The 18520-nt window shown below is 73.4% G+C and carries 22 protein-coding genes; 8 read left to right on the forward strand and 14 right to left on the reverse strand.

What is annotated here, in order from left to right:
* Nucleotides 1-131: 131 nt before the first annotated feature.
* The 12 genes from F1721_RS23175 to F1721_RS23230 all read right to left on the reverse strand — a co-directional run bounded on the left by F1721_RS23175 (nt 132) and on the right by F1721_RS23230 (nt 7143).
* Nucleotides 132-1022: a 2-dehydropantoate 2-reductase gene (locus tag F1721_RS23175; protein WP_170301580.1), complete on the reverse strand. Its 891-nt coding sequence runs from the start codon at nt 1020-1022 to the stop codon at nt 132-134.
* A 10-nt stretch (nt 1023-1032) separates the two neighbouring features.
* The gene (locus F1721_RS23180) at nt 1033-2142 is read right to left on the reverse strand and encodes an ATP-dependent DNA ligase (RefSeq protein ID WP_150068872.1); all 1110 of its coding nucleotides are present in this window, start codon (nt 2140-2142) and stop codon (nt 1033-1035) included.
* A gap of 15 nt (nt 2143-2157) precedes the next feature.
* Nucleotides 2158-2850: an alkaline shock response membrane anchor protein AmaP gene (gene amaP / locus F1721_RS23185; RefSeq protein WP_150068873.1), complete on the reverse strand. Its 693-nt coding sequence runs from the start codon at nt 2848-2850 to the stop codon at nt 2158-2160.
* Nucleotides 2851-2896: 46 nt separating this feature from the next.
* Nucleotides 2897-3433, reverse strand: coding sequence for a DUF6286 domain-containing protein (locus F1721_RS23190; RefSeq protein ID WP_150068874.1), 537 nt, complete (start codon nt 3431-3433; stop codon nt 2897-2899).
* Nucleotides 3434-3437: 4 nt separating this feature from the next.
* Nucleotides 3438-3809 (reverse strand): Asp23/Gls24 family envelope stress response protein, encoded by a 372-nt coding sequence (locus tag F1721_RS23195; protein WP_150068875.1) that lies wholly within the window; start codon nt 3807-3809, stop codon nt 3438-3440.
* Nucleotides 3806-3985 (reverse strand): hypothetical protein, encoded by a 180-nt coding sequence (locus F1721_RS23200; protein ID WP_093157530.1) that lies wholly within the window; start codon nt 3983-3985, stop codon nt 3806-3808. The genes F1721_RS23195 and F1721_RS23200 overlap by 4 nt, the downstream gene beginning before the upstream one ends.
* 47 nt (nt 3986-4032) lie before the next feature.
* Complete coding sequence (locus F1721_RS23205) at nt 4033-4284, reverse strand: hypothetical protein (protein ID WP_246155261.1); 252 nt, start codon at nt 4282-4284, stop codon at nt 4033-4035.
* The gene (locus F1721_RS23210; protein WP_150068876.1) at nt 4281-4580 is read right to left on the reverse strand and encodes a hypothetical protein; all 300 of its coding nucleotides are present in this window, start codon (nt 4578-4580) and stop codon (nt 4281-4283) included. Before F1721_RS23210 ends, F1721_RS23205 begins: the two co-directional genes overlap by 4 nt.
* A gap of 77 nt (nt 4581-4657) precedes the next feature.
* Nucleotides 4658-5173, reverse strand: coding sequence for an Asp23/Gls24 family envelope stress response protein (locus tag F1721_RS23215; protein ID WP_150068877.1), 516 nt, complete (start codon nt 5171-5173; stop codon nt 4658-4660).
* 116 nt (nt 5174-5289) lie between these two features.
* On the reverse strand, nt 5290-5844 hold the full coding sequence (locus F1721_RS23220; RefSeq protein WP_150068878.1) for an anti-sigma factor family protein: 555 nt from the start codon (nt 5842-5844) through the stop codon (nt 5290-5292).
* Nucleotides 5837-6394, reverse strand: a complete 558-nt coding sequence (locus tag F1721_RS23225) for an RNA polymerase sigma factor (RefSeq protein ID WP_150068879.1) — start codon at nt 6392-6394, stop codon at nt 5837-5839. The genes F1721_RS23220 and F1721_RS23225 overlap by 8 nt, the downstream gene beginning before the upstream one ends.
* On the reverse strand, nt 6391-7143 hold the full coding sequence (locus F1721_RS23230; protein WP_150068880.1) for a pyrimidine reductase family protein: 753 nt from the start codon (nt 7141-7143) through the stop codon (nt 6391-6393). Before F1721_RS23230 ends, F1721_RS23225 begins: the two co-directional genes overlap by 4 nt.
* A gap of 94 nt (nt 7144-7237) precedes the next feature.
* Here F1721_RS23230 and zapE point away from each other — a divergent pair, with 94 nt between their 5' ends.
* On the forward strand, nt 7238-8260 hold the full coding sequence (gene zapE / locus F1721_RS23235) for a cell division protein ZapE (protein WP_150068881.1): 1023 nt from the start codon (nt 7238-7240) through the stop codon (nt 8258-8260).
* 46 nt (nt 8261-8306) lie between these two features.
* On the opposite strand, the gene rocD is transcribed toward zapE, so the two are convergent.
* A complete protein-coding gene (gene rocD / locus F1721_RS23240) occupies nt 8307-9539 on the reverse strand; it encodes an ornithine--oxo-acid transaminase (RefSeq protein WP_150068882.1) in 1233 nt (410 codons plus the stop codon).
* A 166-nt stretch (nt 9540-9705) separates the two neighbouring features.
* Between rocD and F1721_RS23245 the strand changes: the two genes are divergently transcribed.
* The 5 genes from F1721_RS23245 (at nt 9706) to F1721_RS23265 (ending at nt 14046) form a co-directional block, all read left to right on the forward strand.
* Nucleotides 9706-10755 (forward strand): lactonase family protein, encoded by a 1050-nt coding sequence (locus F1721_RS23245; protein ID WP_150068883.1) that lies wholly within the window; start codon nt 9706-9708, stop codon nt 10753-10755.
* A gap of 133 nt (nt 10756-10888) precedes the next feature.
* Nucleotides 10889-11386, forward strand: a complete 498-nt coding sequence (locus F1721_RS23250; RefSeq protein WP_150068884.1) for a hypothetical protein — start codon at nt 10889-10891, stop codon at nt 11384-11386.
* A gap of 79 nt (nt 11387-11465) precedes the next feature.
* Entirely contained in the window at nt 11466-12314 is an 849-nt protein-coding gene (locus F1721_RS23255) for a DUF4097 family beta strand repeat-containing protein (protein ID WP_150068885.1), read from the forward strand.
* Between the two features lie 11 nt (nt 12315-12325).
* Nucleotides 12326-13273: an ATP-binding cassette domain-containing protein gene (locus F1721_RS23260; RefSeq protein ID WP_150068886.1), complete on the forward strand. Its 948-nt coding sequence runs from the start codon at nt 12326-12328 to the stop codon at nt 13271-13273.
* Nucleotides 13270-14046 (forward strand): ABC transporter permease, encoded by a 777-nt coding sequence (locus F1721_RS23265; RefSeq protein ID WP_150068887.1) that lies wholly within the window; start codon nt 13270-13272, stop codon nt 14044-14046. The genes F1721_RS23260 and F1721_RS23265 overlap by 4 nt, the downstream gene beginning before the upstream one ends.
* A 52-nt stretch (nt 14047-14098) precedes the next feature.
* Here F1721_RS23265 and F1721_RS23270 read toward each other — a convergent pair whose 3' ends face one another.
* Nucleotides 14099-15712, reverse strand: a complete 1614-nt coding sequence (locus F1721_RS23270) for a serine/threonine-protein kinase (RefSeq protein WP_150068888.1) — start codon at nt 15710-15712, stop codon at nt 14099-14101.
* Between the two features lie 259 nt (nt 15713-15971).
* Here F1721_RS23270 and F1721_RS23275 point away from each other — a divergent pair, with 259 nt between their 5' ends.
* On the forward strand, nt 15972-17495 hold the full coding sequence (locus F1721_RS23275; RefSeq protein ID WP_150068889.1) for a sugar ABC transporter ATP-binding protein: 1524 nt from the start codon (nt 15972-15974) through the stop codon (nt 17493-17495).
* Entirely contained in the window at nt 17488-18486 is a 999-nt protein-coding gene (locus tag F1721_RS23280) for an ABC transporter permease (RefSeq protein ID WP_150068890.1), read from the forward strand. Before F1721_RS23275 ends, F1721_RS23280 begins: the two co-directional genes overlap by 8 nt.
* Nucleotides 18487-18520: the final 34 nt, after the last annotated feature.

Below are 18520 nucleotides of genomic sequence, written 5' to 3' on the forward strand. Positions count from 1 at the left end.
AGGGCGTCCGGCACCGGTCGGCAGGTGTCGCATGCGCCGCTAGGCGCATAGCCCACCCTCGCAGCTTGCACCGCCACCGGCACCGCCACGCAGAACGAGGCTGGAAAAACCTCAATGGAAATCGCGTGGAGTCACACCGCCGGGAGCTTCGTCGGGCGCAGGGCCCGCATCAGGGTCAGGAGGGTCTTGTTGAGCGGGACCGGGAGGTCGTGGGCGGCTGCCGCTCGGACCAGGGCGCCGGTGATGTGCTCGTGCTCGGTGGGCAGGCCCGCGATCCGGTCGTAGAGCATCGACGTGCCGTTGGTCGGCGGGAACTTCTCGATGTAGTCCGCGAGCACCTGCTTCGCGTCGGCCTGGGTCAGCTCGGCACCTTCGGCGCGCGCGACCTCGACGGCTTCGGCGAGCACCCCGGCGCACAGCTCCTGGACGTCGGGGTCGGCCAGCACGTCGAGGCGGCGCAGGGTGAGCGCGGTGATCGGGTTCGGCCCCAGGTTGGTCAGCATCTTGCGCCAGGCCGCCGTGCGGAAGTCCCCGGTGGTGCGGACGGTCAGCGGTCCGCCGGAGATCAGCTCCGCGAAGCGCTCGCCGACCGGCCCGGCCTCGACCTGCACGGTCACCGGGGAGCGGCGCACCACGTGGCCGGGGCGCACCCGCTCGGCCGCGACGTAGATCAGCGCGGGCAGCACCGGGCCGCGCAGGCCCATCCCGGCGACCGACTGGCGGTGCTCGACTCCGTTCTGCACCACCGCGATCGGCGCGCGGCCGTCGTCGAGCCGCTGCAGCCAGCCCGCCGCGCTCGGCACGTCCTGGACCTTGGTGGTCAGCAGGACCCAGTCGACCGGGCCCACCGCGCCGGGGTCGGTCACCACCGCCGCCGGGACCTCCCCGGTGCCTTCCGGGGTCTCCACCGTCAACCGGTCGAACGGGGTCCGCACGCACAACGTCACCTCGTGCCCGGCGGCGTGCGCCGCCGCCGCGAGAACCCCGCCGATACCGCCCGAACCGATCACCGCGATGTGCACGGCACGGACATTACCCGTTCGAACGAGTTTCGCGGTCCACGTCGCCGAGCAGCACCGCGTCCAGGTCGTAGCGCGCGGGCTCGTCCAGCTGGTCGTAGCGGCAGGACTCCGGGTCGCGGTCCGGTCGCCACCGCACGAACTGGGTGGTGTGGCGGAACCGGGCGGGGTGCCCGCCCTCGGTGTGGTCGTAGGAGACCTCGACGACCCGCTCCGGTCGCAGCGGCACCCACGGCTGCTCGCTGCTGTTCCAGCGGTTGACCGAGCCCGGCAGCCGACGGCCCGTCGCGTTCGGGCCCACCCACGGGTGCTCGCCGTCGGTGATGAGCTCGGCGAGCTCGGTGGCCAGCTCGCGCCGCCGGGCGGCCGGGAACGCACCCACGACGCCGACGTGGTGCAGCACCCCGTGCTCGTCGTGCAGGCCGAGCTGCAGCGACCCCACCGCGGTGCCGGGTTCGGTCTTGGCGTGCCAGCGCAGCCCGGCCACCACGCAGTCGGCGGTGCGCGAGTGCTTGATCTTGAGCATGGTCCGCTTGCCGGGCTGGTAGGTGCCGCCGGTGGGCTTGGCGATGATGCCGTCCAGGCCCGCGCCCTCGAACACCCGGAACCACTCCGCCGCGGTGTCCGGGTCGTCGGTGACCGGCGTGGTGCGCAGCCGGGCGTGGTCGAGGCCGAGCCCGGCGAGCAGCTCGCGGCGCTCGGTCTGCGGGGCTCCGGTGAGGTCGCGGTCGTCCAGCGCGAGCAGGTCGAAGGCGATGAAGGTGGCCGGGGTCTGCTCGGCGAGCACCCGGACGCGGCTGGCGGCCGGGTGGATGCGCTCGCCCAGCGCGTCCCAGTCCAGCCGGTCGCCCACCTCGTCGCGCCGGATCACCACCAGCTCGCCGTCCAGCACCGCGGGCCGCCGGAGGTGCTCGGCGACGGCGGTCAGCACCTCGGGGAAGTAGCGGTCGAGCGACCGGCCGGTGCGGGACTGCAGCCGCACCGGGGTGTCGGCCTGCGGGTCGGCGAACACCAGGCAGCGGAAGCCGTCCCACTTGGGCTCGAACAGCAGGTCGCCCCGGCGCGGGATGCCGTCGGTCGGGCTGGCCAGCATCGGTTTCACCGGCGGCTGCAGGGGGAGCACAGCGGACCTCCTCGGTCAGCGGACGCGTTGGCGCGGCGCCCGGTCCAGTTGCAGGCGGATCGCCGTGGGCAGCGTTTCCGTGCCCAGCGCTTCGCGAGCGCGGGAGAGCACCTTCCCGTCGAGCTCCTCCCACACCTGCCGGACGTTGGTGCCCTCCTGCAGCGACAGCGTCAGCCGCAGCGACGGGCGCTGCTCGGAACCGGCCATCCGCACTCGCGCCCGGTTGACGCCGGTGACCTGCTCGGCGTCCGCGCGCACCGCCTCGGTCAGCGCCGCGGCCGTCACCGTCAGCTCCCCGCTGCCGCGCTCCAGCCGCACGTCCGGCCGGGATTCCGGGCGCAGCGCCCGGACCACCCACCACAGGCCCAGGACGAACAGCACGATGCCGAGCACGATCGCGACCGCGAGGGCGAGCCGGGAGTTGGCGCTCAGCCACTCGACCAGGATCGGGTCGGCCAGCGGGCGCTGCGCCCGGAACAGGCCGAGCCAGCCGGTCCCGACCAGCAGCACGGCGGCGCCGATCAGCACGGCGAGCAGCGCGACCACCACGACCACGCCGCGCTCGAAGCCCAGGCCGCGCCCGGTGGGGGTGGTGCTCGGCTTGATCTCGGGCCGTCCCGTCCCGCTGTCCCGCCCCTCCTCGCCTTTCAGCGGTGGTTGCGTCCAGGTTGATCTCGCGTTTCGGGGTTTCTTGTGGCTGGTTTGCATCACGGTCCCCTGAGGTGCGGTTGAGCGGGACTCGGTACCAGGGGTGTCATCGCCGCTCCTTGGGCGTGCTCACCTGCACGAGCACCTTCGGGGTGCTGCGCAGCGGCAGGTCCTGGACGGCGTGCTCGGCGGTTTCGGTCAACCGGCCGCGCAGGTCCCCGGCCTCGCGGAACTGGGAGCTGGCCCTGACCTGCACGCGCTTGGCGCTCGCGGTCACCGAGGCGGTGGCGACCCCGTCCTGGTCGCGCACTTGGTGGCCGACCAGCCGGGCCAGCGAGCGCGGATCGGTCGTCACGGTGACCTCCGGGGCCGGGTCGTGCAGCCGGATGTCCCGCCGACCGGAGGTGGTCGCGATCAGCAGCAGGAGCAGCCCGACCACGACCAGCACCGCGGCGCTCACCCGGACCGGCGCGTCGTCCCACGACACCACGCTCAGCGCGGCGTGGACCCGCTCCCAGGGGACGACCAGACCGCCCGCACCGGGTCGGACCAGCGCGGCAACCGCCTCGATCGCCAGCAGCGCCCCGGCAGCGGCGACGGCGAGGCCGAGCAACGTCGTGATCAGGCGAACCAGAAAGCGCATGTCCTCACTCCACCCGCGGTGGCGCGTCCGCGGCGACCAAGGCGGACACGGTCACGTCGACGGTGCGCACCTGGCAGTCGGCCAGGCGCGTCAGCTCCTCGCCGATCCGGGTGCGCAGCGCCGCGACGGCGTCGCGGACCGGCGCCGGGTAGCGCAGCGCGACGTCCAGCCGGACGCGCAGCGCGTCGTCCGGGCCGGACACCTGGGCGCTCGCGCCGTGCTCGCCGAGGCCGAGCCCGGCGATCCGGCGGCGCGTCCGCGCGCAACCCGGGTCCTGCTCGGCGGTGTGCTCGGCGATCTTGCGCAGGACCGAGCGGCTGATGTGCAACCGGCCCCGCTCGCCCGGGTCGGCGCGCTCGGCGGCCTCGGTGCTCATCGGTCCCGCCCGCGGCCGAGGATGTCGCCGATCTCCAGCTCGCCGTCCAGCAGCCGACCGACCACCAGCCCGAGCGCGCCGACCAGCAGGGCGATCAGGAAGCCGGTGAATCCGCCGAGCGCGGCGGCCGCACCGAGGATGAGCCCGGCGAGCAGACCGGTCTGTGTCCAATTCATCTGGCAAACCCTCCAAGGGCTCGGTTGTCGGCTTGTCGGGGGTCCGCTCAGCGGACCCGGGGCGGTCGGGTGCGGCGGGCGCGCCAGTCGCGGAACCGGTGCGCCAGGCCGCGGATCCCGCGCGGGCGGTGCACCACGACGACCGGCGCGTCGTAGCGGTCGCGGGTCGCGCCCGCGCGCAGTTCGGCGAGCCCGGCGGCGAACACCTCCGGGTCGCCCCCGACATCGGGGTGGTGGGCCCGGGCGAACGCGCGGATCGCGCGGCGGGTGTCCGGATCCTGCGGCACAGCGACCATCATGCGCCCTCCGGCGGATCGGCAGGGGTGATCACGTCGGCCACGGTGATGTCCACCGGGATCCCGCCGGCGGCCGCGGTCAGCTCGCCGCGCAGCTCGGCCAGCACCTCCGGCAGCGGCCGGTCCAGCCGCAGCACCACCGCGACCTCGACCGCGCGGTCGCCCACCCGCACCCCGGTGATCCGCCGCCCGGGCTGGTAGGTGGCGATCTCGCCGAACTGCCCGCCGTGCAACCGCACCACCGCGGGGTGGGCCAGCACCCGGTCGGCCAGTTCGCTGGCGAAAACCTGCTCCGGCATTCGGTGGACGTCCTCCTGGGGGTGGCGGGGCCCGGTCCACGACCGGGCCACCGGGCGTTTCCGGCGCTACCGCGCGGTCATTCGACGCGCGAGGCGGCGGGCTGGGCGCTCTCCTCGCCGTCCTCGTCGGGCAGGTGGATGTCGTTGACCGCGATGTTGACCTCGATGACCTCCAGCCCGGTCATCCGCTCGACCGCGGTGATCACGTTGCGCCGCACCGCGCGCGCGAGGTCCACGATGGACGCCCCGTACTCGACCACGATGTCCAGGTCGACCGCGGCCTGCTTCTCGCCGACCTCGACCTGCACGCCGGAGGTGGAGGAGGTGCCGCTGCCGCCCGGGATCCGCTCCCGGATCGCGCCGAACGCCCGGGAGACCCCGCCGCCCATCGCGTACACCCCGGAGATCTCGCGGGCCGCGATCCCGGCGATCTTCTGCACCACCGACGCCGCGATGGTGGTCTTGCCCTGGGCGGTGTCGTCGGCCAGCCGGGCCGGTGCCGTGCCGGTCCGGGTCTCCGGGATCCGCCGGTCCTCGGTGCCGCGTTCGGTCGTGGACTGCGCGTTCTGCGTGCTGCCGCTGTTCTGGGCCATGGAAATGACGCTCCTTCCCGGTTGCGCCGGGGCCGCAGCGGCCCGGCGTGATCTGGTACGAATCGGATGCGCGCACCCGACCTGATCTTGCGCGGCTGTGGGCCACATCACCATTGTCATGTCGTCCTCGGCGGTTCGACGTCGGCGATGCGCACCCACACCGCGGGCGCTCCCGCGCCCAGGACGTCCTGCAGCGCGGCGGCCAGCTCCTGCTGGACCTCCTCGGCCAGGGCCGCCGGGAGCAGGTAGCGGACCGCCAGGTCCACCTGCACCTCGTCGGCGTCCCCGACGCAGCCGCGCAGGTGCGTGCCCGGGTGGCGGGTGAGGATCTCCGCGCACAGCTGGCGCGTCAGCAGCACCACCGCCTGCGGGTGGATGCGCAGCGTGCCGCCCTCCTGTGCGAGCTCGACCGGTGCGGCGCCGAGTCCGCCGCGCACGCCGCGGACCGTCATCAGGGCGCGTTCCACCAGGCCGTGCGGTGGTTCGACTGGGATTCGCGCGGCGCGCTGCACGGGTGCCCAGACCGCTTCCAGCTCGGCGAGTTCGGCCTGGCAGTGCGGGCAGGTCCGGACGTGCTCGGCGAGCTCGGGCGAGGCGCTGTCGGTGAGCACGTCGAGCAGTTCGGCGTCGGTGTGGCCGCAGGGCAGTGCCGCGGCGGAGTGATCAGCCATCGCGCATCTCCCGCAACCTGGCCAGCAGCGTCGTGCGCGCCCGGTGCAGCCGGGAGCGCAGCGCGGGCACCGGCACTTCGAGCACCTCCGCGATCTCCTCGTAGCTCATGCCCTCCAACTCCCGCAGCACGAGCGGCACGCGTTGCGAGGGCTCGAGCGTCTCGATGGCCCGGTGCACGAGCGCGGCCTCCTCGTTGCGGACCGCCTGCCCCTCGGGGTCGACCGTGCCGCCGTCGGAGATCAGCTCGGCGGTCGGTTCGAGCGGCACGGTGGGCCTGCGGCGCCGCACCTGGGCCAGGGCCGCGTTGGTGACCACCCGGTACAACCAGGTCGTCGGGGCGGAGTCGCCGCGGAACCGGGCCAGCCCCCGCCAGGCGGACACCCACGCCTCCTGCACCGCGTCCTCGGCCTCCGCCGAGTTGCCGAGGATCCGGAACGCGACCCGGTACATGGTGGCGGTGTGCCTGCGCACCAGCTGGTCGAAGGCGGTCGGGTCGCCGCGTTGCGCGGCGGCCACGAGCGCCTCGTCGGTGCTGGCCCCAACAGTCACTCGCGCATTCTCGCGTAACGCAGCAGAAGCAGCGATTCCGCGTGCAGGACCGACTCCAACCGCATCGCCCGGGGCGGCTCGGCACCGGCGCCCGCGGCGATCCGCCCGGCGTCACCGCTGGCCAGCAGGGGGGAGAGGGTCAGGCACAGCTCGTCGACGAGGTCCTGGTCGACCAGCGAGCCGAACAACCGCGGGCCGCCTTCGCAGCCGATGCGGCGCAGCCCGCGCTCGGCCAGCGCGTCCAGCGCCACCCGCAGGTCCACCTCGGCGTCGCCGGTCACCACGACGTCGGCCCCGGCGTCGGCGAGCTCGGCCCGGCGCTGCGCGGGCGCGGCTTCGGTGGTGAGCACGATCGGCGGCACCACCGTGTCGGTCAGCAGCGGCGAGTCCGGGGGCAGCGAGGCGCGGGCGGTGACCAGCGCGATCGGCGGGACCTCGGACAGGCCGTGGCGCTTCCGGCGCTCCGCGCGGACCTCGGTGCGCTTGATCCCGCGGTAGCCCTCGACCACCGCGGTGCCCACCCCGGCCAGCACCACGTCGGAGAGGTCCCGGATCAGCCCCAGCACCCGCTGGTCCACCGGCGCGGACAGGCCGCGCGACCGGCCGCCCACGGTGACCGCCCCGTCCAGGCTGGAGACGAAGTTGACCCGCACCCACGGTCGTTCCAGCTGCTCGGGGTAGGCGTAGAAACGCTCCAGCTCGTCGTCCACCTGCCGCGCGCCGTCCACCGGCCAGAGTTCGTCCACCACGCGTCAATCCCACCACGTCCGGGGCCTCGGCGGGTGAGCAGGAGCACGTGCCCGCACGCCCGGGCGGCGGGGCACCCGGTTATAGAGTCGGCGCATGAGCTTTCCGCGCCTTTCCGACCGCCGTCCTGAGCTGACTCCGGACGAGCTGGTCGAGGCGATGACCCCGCCGCCCATGTTCGACGCGGTGAGCTTCGACAGCTACATCCCGAACCCCGACGAGCCCAGCCAGGCGGCGGCGGTGCGGGAGTGCGCGGCGTTCGCCGAGCGGATCAACGCCGACGGCGGCGGGTCGTGGCTGCGCGGGATGTTCGGCCGGAAGAAGGCCGACGGCGGCAAGCGGGGGCTCTACCTCGACGGCGGGTTCGGCGTCGGCAAGACCCACCTGCTCGCCTCGCTGTGGCACGCCACCGAGGGCCGCAAGTCCTTCGGCACGTTCGTCGAGGTGACCGGGCTGGTCGGGGCGCTGGGCTTCGCCGAGACCGTCCGGCGGTTGTCCGAGCACAAGCTGCTGGCCATCGACGAGTTCGAGCTGGACGACCCCGGCGACACGATGCTGGTCACCCAGCTGATCGCGAAGCTCACCGACGCGGGCGTGCACGTGGCGGCCACCTCCAACACGCTGCCCGACAAGCTCGGCGAGGGCCGGTTCGCGGCGGCGGACTTCCTCCGCGAGATCCACGCGATGTCGGCGCGGTTCGGCGTGGTGCGGGTGGACGGCCCGGACTACCGGCACCGCGGGCTGCCCGAGGCGCCCCCGCCGATGAGCGACGACGAGCTGGTCCGCCTCGCGGAGGCGACCGACGGCTCGACGCTGGACGACTTCGACGAGCTGTGCGCCCACCTCGCCGGGCTGCACGCCTCGAAGTACGGCCGCCTGGTCGACGGCGTGACCGCGGTCCACCTCAGCGGCGTCCACGCGGCGCCGGACCAGGACGTGGCGCTGCGCCTGGTGGCGCTGGCCGACCGCCTCTACGACCGCTCGATCCCGGTGCGGGTCTCGGGCGAACCGCTGTCGGCGCTGTTCACCGAGGAGATGCTGCACGGCGGCTACCGCAAGAAGTACCTCCGCGCGATCAGCCGCCTGACGGCCCTCTCCCGCGACCTCGCCACCTCCTGACCGGACCCGTGAGCAACTTCGGCCGAAGTTGCTCACGGGAGCGGTGTCAGCGGGCCAGGACCTCGGTGATCGCGTCGAGACCGGTGTCCAGCTCGTCGCGGGTGATCACCAGCGGCGGGGCGAGGCGCAGCGTCGTGTCCTGGGTCTCCTTGCACAGGACGCCGCGCTCGAGGAGGGCCTCGCTGGCCTGGCGGCCGGTCGGCCCGCCAGGGGCGAGCTCCACCCCGGCCCACAGGCCGCGGCCGCGGACCTCCAGCACCCCGCGGCCGACGAGCTCGCCGAGGCGGGCGTGCATGTGCGCGCCGAGCTCGCGCGAGCGCTCCTGGAACTCGCCGGTGCTCAGCAGGCGGACCACCGCCCGGCCCACGGCGCAGGCCAGCGGGTTGCCGCCGAAGGTGGAACCGTGCTGGCCGGGGCGCAGGACGCCGAGCACGTCGTCCCGGCCGACCACCGCGGACACCGGCAGGATGCCGCCGCCGAGCGCCTTGCCGAGGGTGTAGAGGTCGGCGCGGATGCCGTCGTGCTCGCTGGCCAGCAGCTCCCCGGTGCGGGCCAGCCCGGACTGGATCTCGTCGGCGATCAGCAGCACGCCGTGCTCGTCGCACAGCCGCCGCAACCGCGGCAGGTAGTCGGCCGGTGGCACGATCACGCCCGCCTCGCCCTGGATCGGCTCCACCAGGATCGCCGCGGTGCGCTCGGTGATGGCGGCCTCCACCGCGGCCGCGTCGCCGTAGTCGGTGATGCGGAAGCCCGGCGTGTAGGGCCCGAACTCGTCGTGCGCGACCGGGTCGGTGGAGAACGACACGATGGTGGTGGTGCGGCCGTGGAAGTTGGACCCGGCGACGATGATCTCCGCCTGGTTCTCCGGCACGCCCTTGACCTGGTAGGCCCACTTGCGGGCGATCTTGATCGCGGACTCGACGGCCTCCGCGCCGGAGTTCATCGGCAGCACCCGGTCGGTGCCGGTGAGCTCGGCGAGCTCGCGGCAGAACGGGCCGAGCTGGTCGTGGTGGAACGCGCGGCTGGTCAGCGTGACCCGGCCGAGCTGCTCGGTGGCGGCGGCGACCAGCGCGGGGTGCCGGTGGCCGAAGTTCAGCGCCGAGTACCCGGCCAGGAAGTCCAGGTGGCGCCGTCCGTCCACATCGGTCATCCAGGCGCCGGACGCCTCGGAGATCACGACCGGCAGCGGGTGGTAGTTGTGCGCGCTGTACTGATCGTCGAGGGCGCGGAGGTCGGCGGCCTTCGACGAGGTCTCGAGGTGCGACGGAACGGCAGTCATGGACACAAGGTTATGTCGCGGGCAGCGGAGATTTCAGCCGCGAGGCGTGCTTGCGGCGGCACTTCGTTGCGTGCTGGGCGTCCACATCGTCCGTTCGTTGTTTTGGCGGGAGAACTGACATCATGTGGGCGGCGGGTGGTCCGCGGCTGCGGGAGGTGGGACGTCCATGCCGGACGAGTACCGGGTGTACCTGGGTGCCTACACGGGCGCGGATTCCGCTGCCGACGGCATCCGGCTGGCCACTGCGGACGGCACGGGTGCGCTGCGGTGCACCGAGAGCGTCGCCGAGGTCCACGACCCGTCGTTCCTGGCGCTCGCCCCGGACGGGTCGACGCTGTTCGCGGTCAGCGAGCAGCCCGACGGCCGGGTCTTCTCGCTCGAGGTCCGCGACGACGGAACCCTCCGCGAGCTCAACTCGCAGCCGACGCTCGGCGCGGCCCCGTGCCACCTGAGCGTGCACCCGTCCGGCAAGTACCTGCTGACCGCGAACTACCAGTCCGGCAACGTGGTGGTGCACCCGATCGACGCCGGTGGCGTGCTGCGCGAGCCGTGCCACGTGGTGCAGCACAGCGGCAGCGGTCCGAACCCGCAGCGCCAGGAGGGCCCGCACGCGCACCAGGTGCTGCCCGACCCCGCGGGCCGGTTCGTGCTGGCGGTGGACCTGGGCACCGACTCGGTCCACGTCTACGACTTCGAGGTGGACACCGGGCACCTGGTGCTGAGGCACGAGGTGGCGCTGCGCGCCGGGACCGGGCCGCGGCACCTGGCGTTCCACCCGGACGGCGAGCGCGCGTACCTGGTCAACGAGCTGGCGTCCTCGGTCACCGAGTTCGGCTACGACCCGTCGACCGGTGATCTGGAGCCGGGGCGGACGCTGAGCTCGCTGCCGCCGGACTACGGGCGGCCGAGCTTGGCCGCCGAGGTGGTGGTGACCCCGGACGGCCGGTTCGTGCTCGCCTCCAACCGCGGCCACGACAGCATCGCGGTGTTCCAGGCCGATGCCAGCGACGGCGAGTTCCGGCTGCTCGGCATCCACCCGGCGCTGGTGGCCGAACCCCGCCACATCGCGCTGTCCCCGGACGGCAGGGTCCTGTTCGCCGCGGGCCAGCGCAGCGACGACGTCCAGGCGTTCGCGATCTCCCCGCACGGCGAGCTGAGCCCGCTCGGCGATCCGGTCCCGACCCCGATGCCGGTCTGCATCCTCCCGGTGCCGTGATGGTGCCACATCTGGCTCACGGTTGAGTTTTCGCAGGTGAAGGGCGAAATAGACCTGCTGGGAATCGCTCGGTGTGCCACTGCTCTTCCATGTCTGGCTTGCGATGGCACCGCATTGGTGCCATGATGGCATCATGGATCTCACGACGTACGTCGACAACCTGCGCCACCAGCTCGCCGTCGCGGCCGAAGCGAGCGGGGAGGACGCCCGGGCGCTGGCCGAGCGCCTCGCCGCACCGCTCGACTCGGCCATCCGGCTGACCCTGCTGGACGCGCTGTCGGCCGCCGCCGACGAGATCACCCGGGACCTCGCCCCGGGCTCGGTCGACCTCCGGCTGCGCGGCGGGAATCCCGACTTCCTCGTGACCCCGCCACCGGCCGAGGAGGAGGCCGAGGCCGACGCGGAGCAGCCCGCGCCGCCGCCGCAGGACGGCGACGAGGGGGCCATGACGCGGATCAACCTCCGCCTGCCCGAGCACCTCAAGGTCCAGATCGAGGCGGCCGCCAACCGCGACGGGCTGTCGGCCAACGCCTGGCTCGTGCGGGCCGCGACCGCCGCCCTGGAACCCGGCCGCGGCACCACCCGCCGCTCCCCGCGGGGCGGCCAGCGCTACACCGGCTGGGTCCGCTAACCCCGCCGGAACCCGCTCACCTCACCGCACATCCCCGACCAGCGGGGATGCTCACCGACCTCATCAGGAGGGCACCGCCATGCCGAAATTCGACACCCCCGGACCGATCTCCGCGACCCTCGAACTCGCGCTCGGCGACGTCCGCATCGTCGCCGGGGACCGCGCCGACACCGTCGTCGAGGTGCGCCCCACCGACGACTCCGACAGCAAGGACGTCAAGGCCGCGGAGCAGGTCCGGGTCACCTGCTCGCAGGGGAACCTGCTGGTCAAGGGCCCGAAGGGCTGGTCGCCGTTCAACAAGATCGGCTCCGTGGACGTGCTGGTCGAGCTGCCGACCGGCTCGCGGCTCCGCTTCGACGCGGCCGCGGCGGGCCTGCGCTGCGAGGGCGAGCTCGGGGAGTGCAGGCTCAAGACCGCCGCCGGGCACCTGCAGCTCGACCGGACCGGGGCGCTGACCCTGAGCACCGCCGCGGGTGACGTCAGCGCCGAGCGGGTGGCCGGTCGCGCCGAGGTCACCACCCACAGCGGGAGCGTGCGGATCACCGAGATCGAGGGCTCGGCGGCGATCAAGAACTCCAACGGCGCCAGCTGGGTCGGGCTGGTCGGCGGCGACCTGCGGGTCAGCGCCGCCAACGGCGACATCTCGGTGGACAGCGCGCAGGCGTCGGTGGACGCCCGGACCGCCAACGGGACCATCCGGGTCGGCGAGGTCGTCCGCGGCGAGGTGTCGCTGGCGACGTCGATGGGCGGCCTGGAGATCGGCATCCGCGAGGGCACCGCGGCCTGGCTGGACGTGCGGTCGTCCTTCGGGCACGTGCACAACTCGCTGACCGCCGCGGACGGTCCGGCCGAACCCGACGAGAAGGTGGAGGTGCGCGCCCGCACCTCCTTCGGCGACATCACCGTCCGCCGCTCCACCGCGGCCTGAGGGGGGACGATATGACGAAGCTGGCGATCGAAGCCGTCGGGCTGCGCAAGTCCTACGGGCACAAGCTGGTGCTCGACGGCATCGACCTGCGGATCCCGGAGGGCAGCATCTTCTCGCTGCTGGGGCCGAACGGGGCGGGCAAGACCACCACCGTGCAGCTGCTGTCCACATTGCTCAGAGCCGACGGCGGCGCGATACGCGTCGCCGGGCACGACCCGGAGTCCGAACCGGACCGGGTGCGCGCGGCGATCGGGGTCACCGGCCAGTTCTCCGCGGTGGACGACCTGCTCACCGCCGAGGAGAACCTGCTGCTGATGGCCGACCTGTGGCACCTGCCGCGCGCGGAGGGGCGGCGCCGCGCCGCCGAGCTGCTCGAGCGGTTCGACCTGCAGGACGCGGCCCGCAAACCGGCGGCGACCTGCTCCGGAGGCATGCGGCGGCGGCTCGACATCGCGATGACGCTGATCAGCCGCCCGCGCATCATCTTCCTGGACGAGCCGACCACCGGTCTCGACCCGCGCAGCCGCCGCGGCACCTGGCAGCTGATCCGGGAGCTGGTGGCCGACGGGGTCACCATCTTCCTCACCACGCAGTACCTGGAGGAGGCCGACCAGCTCGCCGACCGCATCGCGGTGCTCGACGGCGGCCGGATCGTCGCCGAGGGCACCGCGGCCGAGCTGAAGAGCCGGATCCCGGGCGGCCACGTCCGCCTGCAGTTCGGCGACATCGCCGAGCTGGAGTCGGCGGCCGCGGTCCTGGGCGTGCTCGCCCGCGACGACGAGGCGCTGACCCTGCAGGTCCCGGGGGACGGCAGCACGCACGCGCTGCGGGCGCTGCTGGACCGGCTCGACCAGGAGTCGATCGAGGTCGAGGGGCTGTCCGTGCACACGCCCGACCTCGACGACGTCTTCCTCGCCCTCACCGGGCAGCCCGACGGGGTCCGGGAGGTGCTGCGATGAGCACGTTCGCCCACGCGGTGCGCGATTCGAGGACGATGCTGCGGCGCAACCTCCTGCACGCGCTGCGCTACCCGTCCATGACGCTGTCGGTGGTCGGCATGCCGGTCATCATGCTGCTGCTGTTCGTCCACGTCCTCGGCGGCGTGCTGGGTGCTGGGATGGCCGGGCACGGCGACTACACCGACTACGTCGCGCCCGGCATCATCCTGATGACCGCGACGTCCGGATCGGTGGCGGTGGCGGTGTCGGTGTGCTCGGACATGACCGAGGGCATCATCAACCGGTTCCGCACCATGCCGGTCTCCCGCGCCTCGGTGCTGACCGGGCACGTGCTGGGCGGCACCGTGCAGACCGCGGTGAGCGTCGCGGTGGTCGTGGTGGTCGCGCTGCTGGTCGGCTTCCGGCCGGTGGCCGGTCCGCTGGCGTGGCTGGCCGCGTTCGGCCTGCTCGCCCTGGTCGCCTTCGCGCTGAGCTGGATCTCGGCGGCCGCGGGGCTGATGACCAAGAGCGTCGAGACCGCGAGCAACGTCGTGCTCCCGGTGACGTTCCTGCCGTTCCTGGGCAGCGCCTTCGTGCCGACGGACTCGATGCCGACCGCGGTGCGCTGGTTCGCCGAGCTCCAGCCGTTCACCCCGATCAACGAAACCCTCCGCGCCCTGCTGATGGGAACCCCGGTCGGAGCCGACGGGGTGCTCGCCCTCGCCTGGTGCGCGGCCCTGGCCCTGGGCGGTTACCTCTGGGCCAGAGCCGTGTTCAACCGGCGAACGGCCTGAGCGGGTCGTGAGTGCGAAGGAGTGCTCCAGCACCGCTTCGCACTCACGACTGTCAGAGCATGCGGGAGTCGTAGCGGCCCGGGGCGTGCTGCTGGAGGGCGGTGCGGACCCGGCGGATCTCCTGGCGGCGGGCCAGCCAGCCGCCGGTGGCGCCGATGGGGAAGACGCGGGCCCCGCCGTGGTGCGGGCGGAGCCGGTGCCACAGCGCGGAGCGCTGGGCGGCCCCCTCGGTGAACCACACCGCCACCGAGGCCCGCTTGCCGCTGCCCACCACGCCGACGCGCTGGACCTGGCTCCACGGGATCTCCCTGGTCAGGCCCATCCGCGAGATCAGCAGACCATCGCTGTTGACCTTCAGGCGCAAGCTGGGCAGCACCACCCGGGCCGCCGACCAGGCCGCGCTGATGCCCAGCAGCAGCATGCCGAGCTGGAAGATCGCGTACCGGCCGCCCGCACCGAGGCCGGACTGCGCCAGCCGGTACGCCCCGTACATGATCGCCAGGCAGACGAGCGCCGACACCAGCGCCCGGAAGCGCCCGGCGGTGGCGAACACCGGGCCGGGGTTGTCGCGGCGCACCCGCGGCTGCTGGGAGGTCTGCCGGGGCTGCGCGGGCACGATCTTGCCCCGCATCGGCTCGACCTCGCTCCGCGCCGCGACGACCGGAGCCGCCGGTTGCGGAGCGGGCTGCGGCGGTGCGGGTGCGGGTGCGGACTGGGTGTAGCTGCGGGTCGCGGGCTTGGGCTCGGCGACCGGCTGCGGCGGGGGAGTGTCGGGCAGCTGCGCGCTGGCGGTCTGCTGCAGCTGGGTGGCGTGCTGGGCGATCACGTCGCTGATCGCCGGTGGCAGCCACTGTGCGCCGTGCGGGCTGGACTCGCCGATCTCGTCCAGCATCTGGCCGGGCGTCGGCCGGGCCGCCGGGTCCTTCGCCAGGCACGCGGCCAGCAGCGGGCGCAGCCCGTCCGGCACCCCGGACAGGTCCGGTTCGGCGTGCGCCACCCGGTACAGCAGCGTGGCGGTGCTCTCCTCGCCGAACGGGCCGCAACCGGTCGCGGCGAACACCAGCACCGCGCCGAGCGAGAAGACGTCGCTGGGCGGGCCGACCTCGTCGCCCAGGGTCTGCTCGGGGGAGAAGAACCCGGGGGTGCCCATGAACATCCCGGTCGCCGTCAGCGCGTTGCCGGTCATCGCCCGCGAGATGCCGAAGTCGATGACCCGCGGGCCGTCCGGCCCGAGCAGCACGTTGGCCGGTTTCAGGTCGCGGTGCACCAGCTCGGCGCGGTGGATGGCGATCAGCGCCTCGGCCAGCCCGGCCCCCAGGCCGCGCACCGTGGCCTCCGGCAGCGGGCCGTGGTCGGCCACCGCCTGGTGCAGGGTCGGCCCGGGCACGTACTCGGTGGCCAGCCAGGGCTGCTCGGCGTCCGGGTCGGCGTGCACCACGGCGGCGGTCCAGAACCCGCCGACCGAGCTCGCGGCCACCGCCTCGCGGCGGAACCGCTCCCGGAACTCCGGGTCCTCGGCCAGATCAGGTCGGATGACCTTGACCGCCACCACCCGGCCGCCGCGCGAGCGGCCGAGGTAGACCCCGCCCATCGCCCCGCGCCCCAACCGGGCCAGCAGCCGGTAGTCGCCCACCCGGTGCGGGTCGCTGGCCAGCAACGGCTGCACGGGCTATCGGCCTCCCGTCACAAGAGATCGCACATTTCGTCCCGTTCGAGCTTACGGATCCGGGCGCGCCCGCGTGCGCGGGTCCGGTGAGCCGGTGTCCGCCGGGCGCTGTCGAGCTGTGCCGCATTGCTGCGGACCGTGCGGGCTGGTAATCGAATACTTGGCTTCGTTCCAACCCTTTCTCGGGGTCGGTGTTGTGGGTATGATCCGGCGCACTGCGAGCCCGAGGAACGATCAACGCGGATCGAGGGAGGCACGCGTGACGTCCACCGACCAGCTCCGCCCGGCCGTGGCGCTGCACGGCGTCGGCAAGTCGTTCCCCGGGGTGGTGGCCGTCTCCGACGTCACGCTGAGCATCCCGCCCGGCGAGGTGCACGTGTTCGCCGGTGAGAACGGCGCGGGCAAGTCGACGCTGATGAAGCTGATCGCGCAGGTGGAGCCGCCGAGCACCGGGTACGTCGAGCTGGACGGGGTGCGCGTGGAGCACCACGGGCCCGGCGCGGCCCGGCGGCTGGGCGTGTCGATGGTGCACCAGGAGTTCGCGCTGGCCCCGGACCTGTCGGTGGCGGAGAACCTGTTCATCGGCCACGAACCCGGTCGCGGCGGCTGGATCTCCCGGTCCGCCGAGCGGCGCGCCGCGCGCGACCTGCTCGCCGAGGTCGGGCTCGACATCGACCCGGGCCGCCGCGTCGCGCAGCTGTCCACAGCGGAGCAGCAGCGCGTCGAGCTGGCGAAAGCCCTTGCCGTGCAGGCGAAAGTGCTGATCCTGGACGAGCCGACCGCGAGCCTGACCGAGGGCGAGGCCGAGGAGCTGTTCGGCATCGTGCGGGACCTGACCGCCCGGGGCATCGCGGTGCTCTACATCTCGCACCGGCTGGACGAGATCTTCGAGATCGGCGACCGGGTCACCGTGATGCGCGACGGGGCGGTGGTGGCCACCCGGCCGGTGGCCGACCTGGACGAGGCGCAGCTGGTGCAGCTCATGGTCGGCCGCGACGTGGCGAACCTGTACCCGCGCACCTACCAGGAGCCCGGCGCGGTGCGGCTGCGCGTTTCCGGGCTGACCCGCGGCGATGCCGTGCGCGATGTGTCCTTCGAGGTCCGCGCCGGGGAGATCGTCGGCCTGGCGGGGCTGGTCGGGGCCGGGCGGACCGAGCTGGCCCGCGCGGTGTTCGGCGCGGAGCTGCCCGACGCGGGCACCGTCGAGCTGGACGGCCGGCCCCTGCGCATCCGCGGACCGGCCGACGCGATCGCGGCCGGGATCGGTTACCTGACCGAGAGCCGCAAGACCGACGGGCTGGCCCTGCAGCTGGGCGTGGACAAGAACATCACGCTGGCCAAGCTGCCGATGCGCGCCGGGCTGATCGACCTCGCCGCCGAGCGGCGCATCGCCGAGCGGGAGCGCGACGGCCTGCGCATCCGGGTGCCGTGGGTGGGGCGGCCGGTGCGCCAGCTCTCCGGCGGCAACCAGCAGAAGGTGATCCTGGCGCGCTGGCTGGAGACCGGCGCGGAGGTGCTGTTCTTCGACGAACCCGGCCGCGGCATGGACGTGGGGGCCAAGTCGGAGATGTTCCAGCAGATGGATTCGCTGGCGGCGCGCGGAGCTGCGGTGGTGCTCATCTCCAGCTACCTCCCGGAGCTGCTGAACATGTGCGACCGGATCCTGGTCATGCGCGGCGGGCGGATCACCGGCGAGGTCGGTCGCGCGGAGTTCTCCGAGGAGCGCGTCGTCGCGCTGGCGACCGGCGCCCGCAACGTCGAGAACGGGGGCAAGAATGGCTGAACCGTCCACATCGGACCGAGGTCTGCTGGGGGCGCTGGGCGACCGCATGTCCGGGGCGGTCTCGCAGGTCGCGGCGGCAGGCGCGCTGATCGTGGTGTTCGTGGTGCTGTCGATCGTCGCGCCGTCGTTCCTGACCGCGGACAACCTGTTCAACCTGGGCTCGCAGACCTCGGTGAACGCGGTGATGGCGGTCGGCGTGACGCTGGTGATCATCACCGGTGGCATCGACCTGTCGGTGGGCTCGGTGGCCGCGCTGTCCGGGGTGGTCGGCGTGCTGCTGATGGCCGAGCATGGGTTCAACCCGCTGATCGGCGTCCTCGGCGGCATCGCCGTCGGCGCGGTCGCGGGGCTGGTGAACGGGCTGCTGGTGTCGGTGGTGGGGCTGCCGCCGTTCATCGCCACGCTCGGCATGCTCAGCGTCGGCCGGGGGCTGGTGCTGATCGCCACCGGGGCGGTCGCGGTGTTCGGCGCGCCGGAGTCGTTCCGGCTGCTCGGCCAGGGCGTCATCAACGCCATCCCGATCCCGGTGCTGCTGATCGCGGTGGTCGCGGTGCTCGGGCACCTGGTGCTGACCCGGACCCGGCTGGGCCGCTACGCGTACGTGATGGGCTCGAACATGGAGGCCGCGCGGCTGTCCGGCGTGCCGGTCAAGCGCTACACGACCCTGGTCTACGTGCTCTCCGGGGCGCTGGCCGGGCTGGGCGGCATGATCGCGGCGTCCCGGATCAACTCCGGCCAGCCGAACTTCGGCGAGGGCCTGGAGCTGGACGTGATCGCCGCGGTCGTGATCGGCGGCGCGAGCCTGTTCGGCGGGCGCGGCACCGTGCTGGGCTCGCTGATCGGGGCCTTCCTGGTCGCGGTCATCCGCAACGGCGCGGTCCAGCTCAACATCGGCACCTTCTACCAGAACGTGCTGATCGGCGTGATCATCTGGCTGGCGGTCTGGTGGGACCGCTACCAGCGGCGCAAACTCGGCGGCGACACCGGATGAGCGGTGTCGGGCTCCGGAATCCGGTGATGAGCAA

Source organism: Saccharopolyspora hirsuta (genome assembly GCF_008630535.1).
GTDB classification, from domain to species: domain Bacteria; phylum Actinomycetota; class Actinomycetes; order Mycobacteriales; family Pseudonocardiaceae; genus Saccharopolyspora; species Saccharopolyspora hirsuta.

What these genes read in the sequence shown, in the direction of transcription:
- F1721_RS23260 (WP_150068886.1), top strand. Translation starts at nt 12,326, where the DNA reads ATGACGAAGCTGGCGATCGAAGCCGTCGGGCTGCGCAAGTCCTACGGG.
- F1721_RS23195 (WP_150068875.1), bottom strand. Translation starts at nt 3,809, where the DNA reads ATGAGCACCGAGGCCGCCGAGCGCGCCGACCCGGGCGAGCGGGGCCGG.
- amaP (WP_150068873.1), bottom strand. Translation starts at nt 2,850, where the DNA reads ATGCAAACCAGCCACAAGAAACCCCGAAACGCGAGATCAACCTGGACG.
- F1721_RS23215 (WP_150068877.1), bottom strand. Translation starts at nt 5,173, where the DNA reads ATGGCCCAGAACAGCGGCAGCACGCAGAACGCGCAGTCCACGACCGAA.
- rocD (WP_150068882.1), bottom strand. Translation starts at nt 9,539, where the DNA reads ATGACTGCCGTTCCGTCGCACCTCGAGACCTCGTCGAAGGCCGCCGAC.
- F1721_RS23280 (WP_150068890.1), top strand. Translation starts at nt 17,488, where the DNA reads ATGGCTGAACCGTCCACATCGGACCGAGGTCTGCTGGGGGCGCTGGGC.
- F1721_RS23220 (WP_150068878.1), bottom strand. Translation starts at nt 5,844, where the DNA reads ATGGCTGATCACTCCGCCGCGGCACTGCCCTGCGGCCACACCGACGCC.
- zapE (WP_150068881.1), top strand. Translation starts at nt 7,238, where the DNA reads ATGAGCTTTCCGCGCCTTTCCGACCGCCGTCCTGAGCTGACTCCGGAC.
- F1721_RS23210 (WP_150068876.1), bottom strand. Translation starts at nt 4,580, where the DNA reads ATGCCGGAGCAGGTTTTCGCCAGCGAACTGGCCGACCGGGTGCTGGCC.
- F1721_RS23255 (WP_150068885.1), top strand. Translation starts at nt 11,466, where the DNA reads ATGCCGAAATTCGACACCCCCGGACCGATCTCCGCGACCCTCGAACTC.
- F1721_RS23245 (WP_150068883.1), top strand. Translation starts at nt 9,706, where the DNA reads ATGCCGGACGAGTACCGGGTGTACCTGGGTGCCTACACGGGCGCGGAT.
- F1721_RS23265 (WP_150068887.1), top strand. Translation starts at nt 13,270, where the DNA reads ATGAGCACGTTCGCCCACGCGGTGCGCGATTCGAGGACGATGCTGCGG.
- F1721_RS23200 (WP_093157530.1), bottom strand. Translation starts at nt 3,985, where the DNA reads ATGAATTGGACACAGACCGGTCTGCTCGCCGGGCTCATCCTCGGTGCG.
- F1721_RS23205 (WP_246155261.1), bottom strand. Translation starts at nt 4,284, where the DNA reads ATGATGGTCGCTGTGCCGCAGGATCCGGACACCCGCCGCGCGATCCGC.
- F1721_RS23250 (WP_150068884.1), top strand. Translation starts at nt 10,889, where the DNA reads ATGGATCTCACGACGTACGTCGACAACCTGCGCCACCAGCTCGCCGTC.
- F1721_RS23190 (WP_150068874.1), bottom strand. Translation starts at nt 3,433, where the DNA reads ATGCGCTTTCTGGTTCGCCTGATCACGACGTTGCTCGGCCTCGCCGTC.